The 16,800-nt window shown below is 35.3% G+C and carries 8 protein-coding genes; 5 read left to right on the top strand and 3 right to left on the bottom strand.

The features are described from left to right. Positions 1-318 precede the first annotated feature (318 nt). The 5 genes from CLU81_RS00790 to CLU81_RS00770 all read left to right on the top strand — a co-directional run bounded on the left by CLU81_RS00790 (position 319) and on the right by CLU81_RS00770 (position 13,192). Positions 319-2,325, top strand: a complete 2,007-nt coding sequence (locus tag CLU81_RS00790) for a trehalase family glycosidase (RefSeq protein WP_099708081.1) — start codon at positions 319-321, stop codon at positions 2,323-2,325. A 320-nt stretch (positions 2,326-2,645) separates the two neighbouring features. Next, positions 2,646-4,781 carry a beta-galactosidase gene (locus CLU81_RS00785; protein ID WP_099708080.1) on the top strand — a complete coding sequence of 712 codons (2,136 nt, stop codon included), beginning with the start codon at positions 2,646-2,648 and terminating at the stop codon, positions 4,779-4,781. Between the two features lie 110 nt (positions 4,782-4,891). Beyond that, a complete protein-coding gene (locus tag CLU81_RS00780; RefSeq protein ID WP_099708079.1) occupies positions 4,892-7,189 on the top strand; it encodes an aminotransferase class III-fold pyridoxal phosphate-dependent enzyme in 2,298 nt (765 codons plus the stop codon). A gap of 161 nt (positions 7,190-7,350) precedes the next feature. Next, positions 7,351-10,302, top strand: coding sequence for an FAD-binding and (Fe-S)-binding domain-containing protein (locus tag CLU81_RS00775; protein WP_099708078.1), 2,952 nt, complete (start codon positions 7,351-7,353; stop codon positions 10,300-10,302). A gap of 565 nt (positions 10,303-10,867) precedes the next feature. Next, positions 10,868-13,192 (top strand): TonB-dependent receptor, encoded by a 2,325-nt coding sequence (locus CLU81_RS00770; RefSeq protein WP_099712627.1) that lies wholly within the window; start codon positions 10,868-10,870, stop codon positions 13,190-13,192. 247 nt (positions 13,193-13,439) lie between these two features. Here CLU81_RS00770 and CLU81_RS00765 read toward each other — a convergent pair whose 3' ends face one another. From CLU81_RS00765 to CLU81_RS00755, 3 genes are all read right to left on the bottom strand, one after another. After that, positions 13,440-14,123: a cytidylyltransferase domain-containing protein gene (locus tag CLU81_RS00765; protein WP_099708077.1), complete on the bottom strand. Its 684-nt coding sequence runs from the start codon at positions 14,121-14,123 to the stop codon at positions 13,440-13,442. A 280-nt stretch (positions 14,124-14,403) separates the two neighbouring features. Beyond that, the gene (locus CLU81_RS00760) at positions 14,404-15,054 is read right to left on the bottom strand and encodes a carbohydrate-binding protein (protein WP_199174537.1); all 651 of its coding nucleotides are present in this window, start codon (positions 15,052-15,054) and stop codon (positions 14,404-14,406) included. Between the two features lie 190 nt (positions 15,055-15,244). Continuing rightward, positions 15,245-16,705 carry a glycoside hydrolase family 30 beta sandwich domain-containing protein gene (locus CLU81_RS00755; RefSeq protein ID WP_099708076.1) on the bottom strand — a complete coding sequence of 487 codons (1,461 nt, stop codon included), beginning with the start codon at positions 16,703-16,705 and terminating at the stop codon, positions 15,245-15,247. Between the last annotated feature and the right edge of the window lie 95 nt (positions 16,706-16,800).

The raw sequence follows: 16,800 nt of genomic DNA, 5'->3' as shown, positions 1-16,800 counted from the left end.
TTTCTATAAGGGATTAAACCTGCAAGGTCTTTTTTGACCTTGTGGGTTTAATTATAATATTGAGAAGCCTTTCGAAAAGCATTTTATAATTAGAAGAAAATAAGAGAAGAACAGAAAAAATCTGCTCAATCTGCCACCCGAGCGATAGCGAACTGGCGAAGCAAATCTGCGAGAGAACATTTAATACAAAGAAAATCCACAGATATAAAGATTAAAATTAATCAAAAAAATCTGCTAAATCTGCGAGAAATATTTCCAGCATAAAGAAACATTTAGTACATTATCTAAATAAAACACACACTATAAAAACAAAATAACATGGACAAAAAGAAAATACTTTTTATTCTTGCATCCTTTTTTATACTACAAAATGGTTGGTCCCAAAAGAGTTTTCCAAACTTGGAATCATCCAAAAACAGTATAAATTACAAAGGAAACCCAGCAAATGCTACCGACAGAAAACCATTAGCATTTTCAGATAAAGGCGCATGGTTTGCCTTCGGATTCTTAGAACAATCAGAAGTTCAGGCAGGATTTTCAGGACCATTTTTAATGACAGAACAAAATGGAGTTTGGTTAAGTCCATCGTTTGTTTCGCTGCAGCTAAAGGACGAAAACAAACAAGAAGCCATCAACTGGAAAAGTGCATTAGTTGCTCAAAACAGCTACAACAGCCATTTAGAACAAGAATTTAAAAATGAAAAACTAGCGATAAAACAACAATTAGTATTTTTATCAGGACATACCGCATTACAAAAAACAAGCATTACCAATACATCAGGAAAAACAATAACACTTTTTCCTTCGTATGAATCGAATATATTTCTGGATGATTTACAATTATCGAAAGAAGGAAACACACTAAAAATCGTTTCCACGAAAAGTACAGCGACAGGTTATATTCAGTTTTTGAAAAGCAATCCCGAATTTGAAATTTCAAAACAAGGATACAAAGCACAAACAGAAAAACTGGTCTTAAAACCAAATGAAACCAAAGAAATTGTAGTTGCACAAACGTTTATTTTCGCTCAATATTCATGGAAAAACGAAAACGAAGCAATTGCAAAAACAGCATTTAATACACTGTTAAACAACACACAAAAAGAAAAAGAAAAGCAATTAGCACAATTGATTGCCAGAAAGAAAAGCATTTACAAAGACGTTGTTTATTCTGATTTAGTAGCAAAATTAGTATTGACATTACAAAACAATACCAGAATTGCCGCAGAAGGATTAAAACACGGCGGACTTTTTCCGAGTTATAATTACGAATGGTTTCATGGTTTTTGGGCTTGGGACAGTTGGAAACACGCCGTTGCTGTAGCCAATTATGATTCGGAATTAGCAAAAAATCAAATGCGAGCTTTGTTTGATTATCAGGAACCAAACGGATTTATTCCGGATTGTATTTACAGAAACAATCTTCTGGAAGAAAACAATTACCGAAATACAAAAGCGCCGCTTGCAGCTTGGGCAATCTGGAAAATTTATGAGAAAACAAAAGACGTTAATTTCATAAAAGAGTTTTATCCAAAGCTAAAATTATATCACAATTGGTGGTACAAAGAACGTGATCATGATCAGGATGGTTTATGCGAATTTGGCTCAACTGATGGAACCGTAATTGCTGCAAAATGGGAAAGCGGAATGGACAATGCCGTTCGTTTTGATGATAGTAAAATCCTGAAAAACGGAGAAAAAGCCTATTCATTAGATCAGGAAAGTGTCGATTTAAACTCGTTTTTATACGCAGAGAAAAACTATCTGAATAAAATGGCGGAGGTTTTAAAACTAACCGAAGAAGCTAAAAAATGGAAAGACGAAAGCGTAACCTTAAAAGGTAGAATTCAAACTCAATTTTGGGATGCCGAAACAGGTTGGTTTTACGACACAACAATCGATGGAAAAACATTGATAAAAGCAATGGGTTGCGAAGGATATTTGCCAATTTGGGCAGAAGTTGCAACAGCGGAACAAGCCAAGGCAGCCAAAACAAATATGATGGATACAAACTCCTTAAACACATTTGTTCCGTTACCGACATTGGCAGCAAATCATCCTAAATTTAAACCTGAAGGCGGATATTGGAGAGGACCAGTTTGGTTAGATCAAAGCTATTTTGGAATAAACGGTTTAGAAAAATACGGCTACAACAACGAAGCAAACGAATTAGCGCACAAACTGATTTATAATGCCGAAGGAGTTTTGGACAAAGGCACTTCGATAAGAGAAAACTATCAGCCAATTACCGGAAAAGGATTAGAAGCTTTTAGTTTTAGCTGGTCAGCGTCGCATTATTTAATGCTGCTTTTAGAGGATAAATAGTTAAGCTAATTGGAAGCAATTAATTTTAAGTCCCAGCGGGACAGGATATTTATAGAAAGAGAAAAGTGCACACAACAGAACTCCATCGGGGTGAGATGCTTAGCTATCTCATAGAAAAGATAATGTCGCCCCGCTGGGGCTTGACTTAAAGATCGTGTATTAAATTAACTATAAATATTTTACTCCTTCGGAGTTTTGACTTAAAGAATAAATGCATATTTATCTTAATGTAAATAATAAAATTTACAATTTGATATTTCAATTAAGGGATAAGTTTACCTATTTATCTAAATTTGATTAACACAACAATATTACAAAGTATGTTCAACCAAAATATATCGCTTACAAAAATAGTATTGACAGGATTGCTTATTGCAAGTTGCAATTCTATGCCTGTTTTTGCTCAAAGCAAAAAAACTACAGTTACAGAAAAGAAAGATCCGCAGCGTTTTTTCTCAAAGCCGGATTTAATGCAAATTGGTGTTTATTATTATCCCGAGCAATGGCCGAGAGAACAATGGGAACGCGATTTAAAAAACATCAAAAAATTAGGATTTGAATTTACGCATTTCGCTGAATTTGCCTGGACTTATATGGAACCTGAAGAAGGTAAATATGATTTTAAATGGCTGGATGATGCTTTGGCTATAGCCGAAAAACAAGGATTAAAAGTAATTCTTTGTACGCCAACGCCAACTCCGCCAGCCTGGATGGGAGAGAAGTATCCGGAGATTTATTTAGTAGATGCAAGCGGTCGCCGCAGAGAACATGGAAACAGAGCAAATCAATCTGTTTCGAATGAAAAATACAGAGAGTTTGTAGAAAAAATCGTTACAGAACTTGGAAAAAGATACGGTAAAAACAAAAACATTATGGGCTGGCAAGTGGATAACGAGCCTGGCGCACCAGATGATTTTAGTCCATCTGCACAAAAAGGATTTCAGAAATGGCTTAAAGCCAAATACGGAACAATCGAAAAATTAAATACCGAATGGTTGGGAAGTTTTTGGAGCATTCGATATAATAATTTCGAGCAAATCGCGATTCCAAATGCAGAGCTTTATTCAGAAGATAAATTGAGTCCACATGCGATTTTAGATTTCAAAAGATATACCGCAGATTCACAGGCAGAATATCTGAATTTACAAGCAGAAACACTTCGTAAATATGTTGATCCAAAACAATGGATTACCACAAATTATACAAATGTTGTTTACGGCGCAGATCCTAGAAGAACTGATAAAATGGATTTTGCAACTTACACAATGTATCCCGTAAGCGGAAGAAATACATTGGGAGGACAGAATTTTAGAATGGGACAACCGAATAAAATTTCGGAAGCCAATGATTATTACAGATCTATAAACGGCGTTACAGGCGTTATGGAAATGCAGCCGGGACAAGTAAACTGGGCAAGTATAAACCCCCAATTACTTCCGGGAACGGTTCATATGTGGATTTCTCAGGCTTTTGGCGGCGGTTGTTCTTTTACCTGCACGTATAGATACAGACACCCGTTGGGAAGCAGTGAAATGTATCACGACGGAATCGTAGGTACAGATGGAGTAACTTTGTCACAAGGCGGAAAAGAGTTTGTACAATCAATCGAAGACATGAAATTGCTTCGTAAAGAATACAATCCAAAAGCGGTGATTCCGGAGAATCTTTCGAAAAGAAAAACAGGATTTTTATGGAGTCATGAAAATCTTTGGGATCTGGAAAACCAAAAACAAACGGAATTTTGGAATACTTGGAGACATAGAAATACGTACACATCGGCAATAAAATCAACTGGTGCACCAATGGATTTTATTACTGAAGAAGATGATTTTTCTGCTTATCCGTTTATTGTCGCTCCGGCTTATCAACTAATTGATCAGAAATTAGTAGATAAATGGACGAAATATGTTGAGAACGGAGGAAACTTAATTCTTTCTTGCCGAACTGGTCAAAAAGACAAAAACGGACATTTCTTTGAAGCTAATTGGAGCGCGCCAATCGTGCCTTTAATTGGTGCCGATGTAGAATTTTTTGACATGCTTGTCGAAGATGTAAACGGAACTATAAACGCTGGAACAAATACCTACAAATGGAATTCGTGGGCTGATGTTTTAAATCCAAAACAAGGAACAGAAGTTTTAGCAACTTATGCAGATCAGTTTTATAAAGGAAAAGCAGCGGCAATTACCAGAAAATTAGGCAAAGGAACAATTACGTATATTGGCGCTGAAAGTAAAGACGGAAACTTAGAAAGAGAAGTTGTAAGAACAATTTACGAACGTGCAAAAGTTGCGATCGAAGACTTGCCAAGAGGTGTATATGTAGAATGGAGAGACGGTTTTTATGTAGGCGTAAATTATACAAATGAGCCTGTAAACTTGCCAATTCCACAAGGAAGCAAAATATTGGTAGGACAAAATCCTTTGCAACCGGCTCAGGCAATTATTTGGAAATAGAACATTCCTGCAAGGTTTTCAAAACCTTGTAGGTATAAGAAATACACCTACAAGGTCTGAAAAAGTCCTTGCAGGAGAAAAAATAAAAAATAAAATAAATAAGAGTAACAATGACTTTTTCAGAAGCAACTATTCAGGATTTAGTAAAAGAATATTACGGATTAATCGTGACCGTAAAAGCATTAAATGGATATGATGAATTGAATTTTCTTTTATCGAATGAGAAAAATGAAAAATACATTCTAAAAGTGTCCAATGAGAGTCATCCATTTCCTTTTTTAGAAGCGCAAATAAATATTATTCAGCACCTTAAAAAAAGCAATATATCTGATTGTTTTCAGCATTTTAGTATCAATAAACAAGGAGAAGAATTAACCAAAATAGTAAGAGATTCTAAAACCTATTATATTAGAATTTTAAACTTTCTGGAAGGTACTTTTTGGGTTGATGTAGAAAATAAAACAACCGAATTACACCACAATCTAGGAACTTTTTTAGGCAATATGGATAATGCGTTACAGGATTTTTCTCATCCCGCAATGCATCGCAATTATACTTGGGATATCAGCCGAGCGAGTGAAGCGGGAGATAATCTGAAACACATTTTAAATCACGAAAAAAGACGTATTGCAGGCTATTTTCTGTTACAGTTTGACACCGAAGTTTTGCCGCAAATTCATCGTTTAAGACATGCATATGTTCATAATGATGCCAACGATTACAATGTGTTAGTACAAGAAAACCGCATAAGTGGTTTGATTGATTTTGGCGATATGGTTTATACCGCGCTTATCAATAATTTGGCAATAGCCTGTACGTATGCAATGCTCGATGAAGAAGATCCGTTGGCGGTTGCCGCATCAATTGTTGCAGGATATCATAAAGCGTATGCATTGACAGAGGAGGAATTAGATTTGTTGTACTATTTAATTGCCGGAAGACTTTGCATTAGCGTGACACAATCTGCTTATAATGCGTCATTAGACAGTAATAACGAGCATCATTTTATTACCGAAAAACCAGCTTGGGATTTGTTGTATAAACTAATTCAGATTAACCCAATTAAAGCTCAGGATGTTTTTAGAAAAGCGTGTGGTTTCGACGGATTAATAAATGAAGATGATTACAGTGATTTGTTGGAAATTCGTAAAAAGAAAATTGGTCGAAATCTAAGCATTGGTTACAAAGACAAACTAAAAATTGTAAAAGGAGCATTGCAATATTTATACGATGATAAAGGAAGAACCTTTGTAGATTGCGTAAATAACCCTTCGCACGTTGGACATTGTCATCCAGTTGTAGTTCGAAAAATGCAAAAGCAAATCGCAACTTTAAATACCAATACAAGATATTTGAATGACGCCATAACAGAATATGCCGAAAAATTAACCGCAACATTACCGGAAAAACTTAGCGTTTGTTATTTCGTAAATTCAGGAAGTGAAGCAAACGATTTAGCAATCAGAATGAGCCGTCATTATACCAAACAAAAAGATATAATTGTACTCGATCATGCCTATCACGGAACATCGACTGTAGCAATGGAAATGAGTCCGTATAAATTTGACAGCAAAGGCGGTTCTGGTCAAATGCCTTGGATTCACAAAGCGATAAATCCGGATTTGTATCGTGGTCCGTATAAATATGGTGACGAAAAAGCGGGTGAAAAATATGCCGAAGATGTACAAAGAATCATCGAAGATTTAAAGAAAGAAGACAAAGCGCCAGCCGTATTTATTTGTGAAACTTTATTGGGCGTTGGAGGGCAAATTCCGTTACCGGAAAATTATCTAAAAACGGCTTACGATTATGTCAGAGCAGCCGGAGGCGTTTGTATTGCCGATGAAGTTCAGGTTGGTTTCGGGAGAATTGGTGATCATTTCTGGGGATTTGAATTGCAAAATGTAGTTCCGGATATTGTTGTTTTAGGAAAACCAATTGGTAACGGACATCCGCTTGCAGCTGTAATTGTAACGGAAGAAATTGCAGATTCTTTCAATAACGGATTGGAATATTTTAACACCTTTGGCGGAAATCCCGTTTCTATGACAACAGGATTAGCGGTTCTGGATGTTATTCAGGAGGAAGAAATGCAGCAACACGCGTTAGAAGTTGGAAATCATTTAATGGATGGTTTGAAAGGTTTAATGGCAAAATACCCAATCATAAGTGACGTTCGCGGACATGGATTATTCATTGGCGCCGAAATGGTAAAAGACAGAACAACAATGGAACCGGCAGTTCCTGAAATAGATATCGTGGTCGAAAAATTGAAAGCAAACGGATATTTATTAAGCACAGATGGACCATTGCATAACGTATTAAAAATAAAACCACCAATGACTTTCAGTAAACAAAATGCTGATGAAATGGTGAAATTTTTAGATATCGCTTTAAGCGAATTGTAGAAAATTAATCAAGCAAAGGCGCAAAGTTTATAGAAAATTTCTTTGTGACTTTGCGTCTTTGCGAGAAAATAAACCTAGGCGTTAAACAACAACAAACGAAGAATATTCCTGATTTCAATCCTTTTTAGGATAAAAGCAGACCTATATAATAAAATATCAAAATGAATAACAATAATATCCTTTCCAAGAGTTCTATTAATCTTGAAGGTTTAGAAAAGCAATTAGAGGGTAAATTATTTTACGATCACACGATGCGTTTGCTCTACGCAACAGATGCCAGCGCTTATAAAGAAATGCCTTTGGCGGTTGCGATTCCGAAAACGAAGGAAGATATTCAGAAAATTATTGCTTTTGCAAGAGAAAATAATAGCAGTGTGATTCCTCGTGCCGCTGGAACTTCACTTGCGGGACAAGTAGTTGGAAACGGAATTATTGTTGATATTTCGCAGGAATTCACTAAAATTATTACTGTAGATCAGGAAAATAAATCGGCTTGGGTAGAACCGGGCGTAATTCGTGATGAACTAAATCTTCATTTAAAACCGTATAAACTTTTTTTTGGTCCCGAAACTTCTACCAGTAATCGTTGCATGATTGGCGGAATGGTTGGAAACAATGCTTGTGGTGCAAGGTCTGTTATTTATGGATCTACTCGTGAACATTTATTGGAAATTAAAGGCTTTCTTGCTGATGGAAATGAGGTTACTTTTGGTTCCTTAACAAATGCTGAATTTGAAGATAAATGCAACGGAATCAATGTTGTGAGTCCGTTAGAGCAAGCGATTTATGTTCAGGCAAAAGAAATATTATCTTCTGAAAGTAACAGAACTTTATTCGACGATAACTTTCCAAAGAAAACAATTCCGAGGAGAAATACAGGTTATGCTTTGGATTTATTGGCAGATTCGATGCCTTTTGGAACTTTTGATGAAAAATTCAATTTCTGTAAATTAATTGCAGGATCTGAGGGAACTTTGTTCTTTTCTACCGCTATAAAATTGAATTTAGTTGACGCGTTAAAACCTTACGCAGCTTTGGTTTGTGTACATTTTGAAAGCATAAATGAATCGCTAAAAGCAAATATAGAAGCGTTGAAATTTAATCCGGATAGTGTCGAGTTAATTGACCATTATATTCTGGAATGTACCAAAGAAAATATTGAACAAAGCAAGAATCGTTTTTTTGTAAAAGGAGATCCTCAGGCAATTTTGGCGGTTGAATTTTTAAGAGATTCCCAAGAAGAAATTGACGCTGTTGCAAAAGAAATGGAAGCTTTGATGCGTTCTAAAAATCTGGGTTATCATTTCCCGATTGTTTATGGCGACGATACGAACAAAGTTTGGGCATTAAGAAAAGCAGGATTGGGTTTATTATCGAATATTCCGGGTGATGCAAAAGCGGTTGCGGTAATCGAAGATACTGCTGTAGATGTGAATGATTTACCGGATTTTATCGAAGATTTTAATGCAATATTAAAAGAACGAAACTTAAACTGTGTGCATTATGCGCATGCGGCAACGGGAGAATTGCATTTGCGTCCGATTATAGATTTAAAAACTAAAGAAGGAACAGCAATTTTTAGAACTATTGCGACAGATATTGCACATTTAGTTAAGAAATATAAAGGTTCTTTGAGCGGAGAACATGGCGACGGAAGACTTCGTGGAGAATTTATTCCGCTGATGTTGGGTGAAGAAATCTATCAATTGTTTATTCAGATAAAGCAGGTTTGGGATCCTTGGGGAGTTTTTAATCCGGGCAAAATCGTGAATACGCCACCAATGGATTCGAGTTTGAGATATACGGCTGGTCAGGAAACACCAATGCCGGAAACGTATTTTGATTTCTCTGAACATAACGGAATCCTTCGTGCTGCCGAAATGTGCAACGGATCCGGAGATTGTAGAAAAACGGAGAAAAGCGGTGGTACAATGTGCCCAAGTTATATGGCAACGCGCGATGAAAAACATACAACTCGTGCCAGAGCAAATATGTTGCGAGAAACGATTACCACTTCGAAAAAAGTAAATCGATTTGATGATGAAAATCTGCTTGATGTTCTCGATTTGTGCTTAAGTTGTAAAGGTTGTAAATCTGAATGTCCGTCGAATGTTGATATGGCAAAATTAAAAGCCGAAACTTTACAACAATATCATGATAAAAATGGCGTAAAATTCCGTTCAAGATTGATTGGAAATACGCCAAAAATAAACCATTTGTTTGCTGCAATTCCGTGGATGTATAATTTATCTACAAAAGGTGTTTTGGGCAATGTGATTAAAAAAGCAACTGGTTTTGCAACAGAAAGAAAATTGCCTTTGATGCACAAAATTACTTTTGCCAAATGGATGAAAAATTACATTCAAAAAGGAGATTTTGTAAATGGCAAAGTGTATTTATACAATGATGAATTTCTGAATTATTATGATGTAGAAATAGGGCAGACGTCCGTTAAGCTTCTGAATAGTTTAGGATATGAAGTTGAAATTCCGAAAATAGGAATCAGCGGAAGAACGTATTTTTCGAAAGGAATGCTAAAAGAAGCAAGAGAAATTGCAGAACAAAACACAAGAGATTTCGAAATTTCAATTCCGGAAAATGGAGTTTTAATCGGAATTGAACCTTCGGCAATATTGAGTTTTCGTGATGAATATCCTGATTTGTGTCGTGGAGATTTAAAAGCAAAAGCGAAAACATTTGCAGCCAGAACTTTTTTAATCGAAGAGTTTTTAGCCAAAGAATTAGATGCAGGACGAATTTCATCAAATAGTTTTACAGATAAAACAGAACGAGTTAGAATGCACGGGCATTGTTTTCAAAAAGCCTTGTCGTCATTGGTTCCGTTAAAGAAAATTTTAATGTTGCCAAAGAATTATACCGTACTTAATATCCCAAGTGGATGTTGCGGAATGGCGGGTTCTTTTGGCTATGAAAAAGAACACTATGACATTTCTATGAAAATAGGAGAGTTGATTTTGTTTCCGACAATTCGTTCAGAAGAAGCTGCAACATTGATTTCGGCTTCGGGAACAAGTTGTAGGCATCAAATCGCTGACGGTACAGGACGAAAAGCGCAACATCCGGTAGAAATACTTTATGAGGCATTGAAGTAGGTTTTGATACTTCGATAAAATAATTTAGTTAAGTTTTTTTAATGCCTGTATTCTTTCTGGAAGAATACAGGCGTTTTTATTTTTCAAAATATTAATGCGAATCAAGAATTGAAAATGTGCCTTTAGGTACTAAATATTGGTAGCAATTATATTTGAAATTAGTTGGCGTGCCGTAGGTACGCAACAAAACGACCGCAATTGCGTGCCTACGGCACGCTATATTTATTCGATTAATATTTTCTACCAATATTTAGTACCTAATGGTACAAAAAAAGAGGCTTTACATCCTTGATTAGTATTAGTTTTTTTTAAGAATAGCTTGTCGTTTATCCCTGATTATTATTTCTGTAGTATATTTTTTACGCTTATTTTAAAAGATTTATTTCAATGAAAAAATAACATTCTTCTTTTGATAGATTAAAAAAAATATTGTTCATTTGCGCTTTAATTTAGAATCAGTTTAAATAAGAATAACATGACAAGACCAAAACCCCAAATTTCTTTTTTTATAAAATATTCGCTCCAAAAAATACAAAGCATTCAGTATCATTCCACATTATTATTGATGCTTTTTTTACTTGCTAATGTTGGATTTATTCAGGCGCAAACGGCAACTACAGGACAAATTTCAGGAACTGTTATCACGAATGACGGTAATGCAAGTCAGGGAGTTGTGGTAAAATTGATCGAAATAAATAAAAGTGCCGTAACCAATTCAGCAGGTAAATATGATTTCAAAAAAGTGCCTTTTGGAAAATATACGCTGGAAGTTTCGATGGCAGGATATGCGTCATCTACTGAAACTGCTGAGATTACAGAACAAACTTCAACTGCAGATGTAGACATAAGAGTAAACTCGTCTGTAGAGAATCTTGATGACGTTGTGATTCGTACAGGAGGAAATCGATTTGCTAAAAAAGAAAGTTTTGATGTGGCAAAAATGCCTTTAAAAAATATTGAAAATTCACAGGTTTATATCGTCGTAAGCAAGGAATTAATGAAAGAGCAGGTTATTACAGATTATAATAGTGCTTTTAAAAACGTTCCCGGAGCCGGTATTGCCGAAGTAAGAAATCAAGGCCGAACAACTTCTATTTCGAGAGGTTTTGCAACGCCTCAAGTCGTTAGAAACGGTGTTGGAAGTTTTACTTATACGAGTATTGATCCTGCAAATTTAGAGCGTATTGAGGTTATCAAAGGACCATCTGCGACACTATTTGGAAGTACATTATCATCATTTGGAGGTTTATTTAATCGTGTTACCAAAAAGCCTTTTGATTCTTTCAAAGGTGAAATTTCATATTCAGCAGCAAGTTGGGATTTGAATCGTTTTACGGCTGATATTAATACGCCAATTAACGCTGATAAAACAGCTTTGTTGAGAGTTAACACAGCTTTTCATAGCGAAAGAAGTTTTCAGGACGCAGGATTCAACAAAAACTTTTCTATTGCTCCAAGTTTCTCTTATGAAATCAACGAGAGATTAACGCTTTTAATCGACGCCGAATTTAGTTTATACAAAGCAACTTCGCCAACCAGACTTACTCCGTTTGCAGGTAAAGATGCGTTAACGAGTATAGAAGCACTTAATATTCCGTATAAATTATCATTTGCCAATAATACTATTAATTATACAAGTCAGCAATACAATGTTTTTGCTCAGTTAAAGTATAAAATCTCTGATGAATGGACATCTCAAACCATTTTATCAAGAACAAGATCATCATCTGATGGTTATGTGGTAGCATTGCAAATGACATCGCCAACGACATTAAGACAACAAGTTACGTATCAGGAATCTCCGTTTTATGGAACTGATATTCAGCAAAACTTTATTGGTAAGTTTAATATCGGAAAGCTGAAAAACAGAGTTGTAGCGGGAGTTGATTATTATAGTTTGCGTGCCACTCGTAATGATGCAATTGTAAACATGCCGGCAATGGATTATAAAAAACCGGGTGATGCTTATAATAATTTTAATGTGGATAAAGTGGCGCCAATGTTTGCTACCGCTAAGTTTACTAATTATGTATCAAATGACGAAGAAACATATAGTGCTTATGTTTCAGACGTTTTGAATGTTACCGATAGATTATTAGCAATGGGAGGAATTCGTGTGGATCGCTATATGAACAACGGAACTTATTATCCAAGCAAAGATTCTATTGCAGGAAATTATAACCAAACAGCTTTATCGCCAAAATTTGGTTTAGTGTACCAAATTATGAAAGAAAAGATTTCTGTTTTTGGTAATTATATGAACGGTTTTAGCAACGTTTCGGGTTCTGATTTTTATGGTAATACTTTCAAACCAAATCAGGCGAATCAATGGGAGGGAGGATTTAAGTTTGACCTTAATAAAATCTCGGCTACATTGAGTTATTACGATATTCAGGTAACAAATGTTACTCGTGACGATCCGGATCATTCAAACTTCTCTGTTCAGGATGGAACTCAGGTCAGCAAAGGTTTTGAAGCAGAGTTTATTGCCAACCCAATTTCAGGATTAAATATCGTCGCTGGTTATACTTATAATGACAGTAAATTTGAAAAGAGTAATCCTAATTTCCAAGGTTTACGACCATCAACGGCCGGTTCACCAACTACGGCAAATTTATGGGCAAGTTATAGAGTTACGACAGGTGGTGCGCAAGGTTTAGGAATTGGTTTTGGAGGAATCTACGGTAGTAAATATAACCAAACAAATACTGCAGCATTCAAGTTTTCTATTCCGTCGTACACGGTATTAGACGCTTCACTTTTCTATGATCAGCCAAAATACAGATTGGGTCTTAAAGTAGATAATATTACGAATGAAAAATATTGGTCTTACAGACTTGCAGCTCAAAATCCAACTCGTATAACAGCAAATGTTACATTTAAATTCTAAGATTATTGGCTAAGCCAAAAAAATATTAAGGAAATAAAATTAATGTTTATAAACATAGCCAATGGTTTTAACCATTGGAGCGGGTTATATTATCGTGATCTATTAATTATTATTATTATTATTATTTATCACGATGCGTATCCCAAGGTTGAAACCTTGGGCTATGTTTGAAATTTGGATAGAAGCAAGAAGGGCATTTCATTTGTAATGAAATGCCCTTCTTGCTTCTTACTTCTTGCTTCTTTTTTTAAACGCCACTATGAAAAATAGCTGGAAATTTATCCTGATTAGCAAAAACCAGTTTCACTAATTCATAGTTAGTTTCTGAATCCAGAAGTGTATTCTCAATTTCTTTTACGTCAGAAAGCGTGGCCATTTTTCCAATTTTTTTTCGGTTTTTGCGGAAAGTGGTTCGATTAAATCCGTAAAGAATTCCGTTTTCGATTATTGAAAAAGGGAAGTCATTTCTTATTTCCATTTTATCTACATCATAATTTCTCAACTCATAACGCTGCATACTAAAAAGCGAATCATAATATTCTCCAGACACTATAAGATCTATATATAGTTTGATGAAACTCTCTATTGTAAACTGCGTAAGCAATGGATTAAAGCTTTGAATTTCGATAAAATGTTCTCCACCAATTTTATCAAGAGTATAAGCTGTAATCAAATCTGATTTTATGTCTTCGCCAATTAAAGATTTCGGTCGGTCGATTATCCTTAGTTTGCCGTTGCTTTTGCAATATTCTTTCACTTCTTCAGAATCTGTATTGATAACAATACTTTCAAATGCATCGATTTTCAGTAATTTTTCAATCATATATTGATAAACAGGTTTTCCGTTGAATTCAAGGAAATTTCTGTTAGGTAAATAGTATGAAAATTCTTTTTGGATTGGTAAAAGTGCGGTAAAAATGGGATTGCTCATAAGATCTTTATAAGAGAATTAAAATGACGATCATTTTATTGAGCTAATTTAGAAAGATAGAATGAACTGGTTTTAGGTAGAAATACTTGATTTGACGATTTTCACTATATAAGTTGTTTTTACCATATAAGTGATATAAGAAAATATAAGCTGGATTGTAAATATGCGCAAAGCTTAAATAAATGAATTTCACCATATAAGTGATATAAGAAAATATAAGTTGCTTTGTAAATTATGCGCAAAGCTTAAATAAACTTACATAACTTATATGGTGAAAAAATTAATTGGGCGTAAAAGTCAGGTAATCTAAATTCATATTTCCGTTTTCGACAATATGCAAAGTCAATAATTGTGTGCCTTTTTCGAGTTTAATAGTTCCTATGTTTTCTGAACTGTTCCAATGATGCCATTGTCGCCAAGCAACAGGATCTTTATCGTCGTGTGTTGATTCAATTTTCATATTTCCCGTGGCTTCATTTCCGTTTACTGCGATAGAAATTGCGCCGTGGCCATTTGCGATATATAAAACACCAATTTTATACGTTCCGGATTTCTTAATCTGAACCGTATAATTTATCCATTCTGTAGGTTGCGTCCAGCCCACATAAAGCTGTTTCATCTTGATCGGAACTTTGGTATAAGGCGTGTCGTCGATACTATCTGTTTTGGTATACGAAATATCCACGGCTTCTTTAATTCGGAATTCATTCAAAGGATTTCCGTTAACGGGATTTAGTTTTCCGCTGCCATTATTGATTTCATCAGTATCGTGATACGCAATGCCTTCGCCGCCAAAATCGTAAAATTCACATTCTATTTTTCCCGGAATCTGCTGTAATTTCATTGGTTTTGACTTTTCAGCCGATGTTTGGGCTATTGCCGATGTGCCAATCAAAACGAAAATATTCAGGATTATTAATGTTTTTTTCATATTATTCTTTTTTTTGATGATTACGACGTTTAGATTCGGATGTACAAAGAGTTAGATGCACTGCTGTGCATCTCTACATTAAAACCCTGAGAACAACATTATTTATTGACATCGAATATTGGTAGAGGCGCACAGCAGTGCGTCTTCGCATAGATTAGGCATAAACATGAAAACCTATGTGTTAAAAAGATTATTTTACTTCTAAAGTAGCAATAGAATGTGCCAAACTGGTTATTTTTGAAGCTTTACCTTTTATCCAAAGAAAATAATCTACATTATCATCAGATTGATTCATAACGACAACTTCAAGATTATTATCCTGATTTACAAATGCTGTAGACAAAAGTTTATTACTGCTGGAATTGCAAGCCACACGTTTTGCGCCCGGATGAATGAATTTAGAAAAATGACCTAAATAATAATATCCGTTTGTATAAATCAATTTTCCGGTTGTAAGATCAGCGTGAATAGGCGACATACAAAAGTTTTGAACATGGTTTGGTCCGCCTTTTTCGTCCAATAGAATATTCCAGTCCGTCCAGGCAACCGTTCCAATATTGAAATCGTTAATCATCGACATTCCATATTTTTCGCCATAAGTCCAATCCGTCAGTAACTTTTGATCAAAATCAGCCGCACAACCTTCTGTTAAGATAAGCGGTTTATCCGGAAAAGCTTCTGCTACACGGCGCTCAGCTTCAAAGTTCATTCCGTTTTTATGCCAGTCTTCGTACCAGTGATATCCAATTCCCCAAACATATTTTGCTGCATCTTTATCTTCCAAAACTGTACTCACACGTTGGTACATTAAATCACGATTATGATCCCACATAATTAATTTCTTTTTAGACAAACCTGCTTTTTGCATCGTTGGACCAAGAAAGTTTTTAATGAAATCACGTTCTTCTTGCGCTGTAAAAATGCAAGATTCCCATTTTTGCACCGCCATAGGTTCGTTTTGTACTGTATAACCCCAAATTGGAATTCCTTCTTTTTCGTATTCCTTTATAAATTTCACAAAAAAGTTAGCCCAACTTTGGTTGTATTCCGGTTTTAAAACTCCGCCTTGCAAAACATTATTATTGGTTTTCATCCACGCTGGCGGACTCCACGGCGAAGCGTATAAAGTTAATTTTCCACCCGCTTTTGCAATAGCTTCTTTAATTAACGGAATTCTGTATTTTCTGTCGTGGCTAATATCAAAGGTTTTTAAGTCTTTGTCACCTTCGGCAATATAACTGTAAATATCACTTGAAAAATCACAGCTTTGCATATTTGTTCGTGCCAAAGTATAGCCAATACCTTTTTCTTTATCATAATAAGCAGTCAGAATTTCTGCCTGTTGCTCTTTAGAAAGTTTGTAGAAAACTTCCGCGGAAGCATCAGTAATAGCGCCACCAATTCCCAACATAGTTTGATAAGTCTTTGAAGGATCTACAAATACAGAAAATTCTTTTTCTATAGGTTGTGGTTTGTCTATAAAAGATAAAGTTTCCGTTTTTGTTAGTTTGTTATTGGTATTTTTTGCCGTTACATAAACCGTAACGCTTTTATAATCCGTTTTTGAGGGACTTTTTTGAGCAACGAGATTATTGGTCAAAAATCCCGATAACATGATGGTCAGGCATGTTGTAAAATGATATGTTTTCATAATTATGGTTTAGATAGTTAGTATGTGTGTTACGAATAGCCCACAGATTGTGCGGGTTAAGCGGATTGGCACAGATTTTTTTATTTAAAACTTGT

The organism is Flavobacterium sp. 9 (genome assembly GCF_002754195.1).
In the GTDB taxonomy this organism is placed as follows: Bacteria; Bacteroidota; Bacteroidia; order Flavobacteriales; family Flavobacteriaceae; genus Flavobacterium.
This window is presented reverse-complemented; position numbering and strand designations above follow the sequence as displayed.

Bases quoted from the DNA above. Each gene is read 5' to 3' on its own strand.
- CLU81_RS00780 (WP_099708079.1), top strand. From the start codon at position 4,892: ATGACTTTTTCAGAAGCAACTATTCAGGATTTAGTAAAAGAATATTAC.
- CLU81_RS00775 (WP_099708078.1), top strand. From the start codon at position 7,351: ATGAATAACAATAATATCCTTTCCAAGAGTTCTATTAATCTTGAAGGT.
- CLU81_RS00770 (WP_099712627.1), top strand. From the start codon at position 10,868: ATGCTTTTTTTACTTGCTAATGTTGGATTTATTCAGGCGCAAACGGCA.
- CLU81_RS00765 (WP_099708077.1), bottom strand. From the start codon at position 14,123: ATGAGCAATCCCATTTTTACCGCACTTTTACCAATCCAAAAAGAATTT.
- CLU81_RS00785 (WP_099708080.1), top strand. From the start codon at position 2,646: ATGTTCAACCAAAATATATCGCTTACAAAAATAGTATTGACAGGATTG.
- CLU81_RS00755 (WP_099708076.1), bottom strand. From the start codon at position 16,705: ATGAAAACATATCATTTTACAACATGCCTGACCATCATGTTATCGGGA.
- CLU81_RS00790 (WP_099708081.1), top strand. From the start codon at position 319: ATGGACAAAAAGAAAATACTTTTTATTCTTGCATCCTTTTTTATACTA.
- CLU81_RS00760 (WP_199174537.1), bottom strand. From the start codon at position 15,054: ATGAAAAAAACATTAATAATCCTGAATATTTTCGTTTTGATTGGCACA.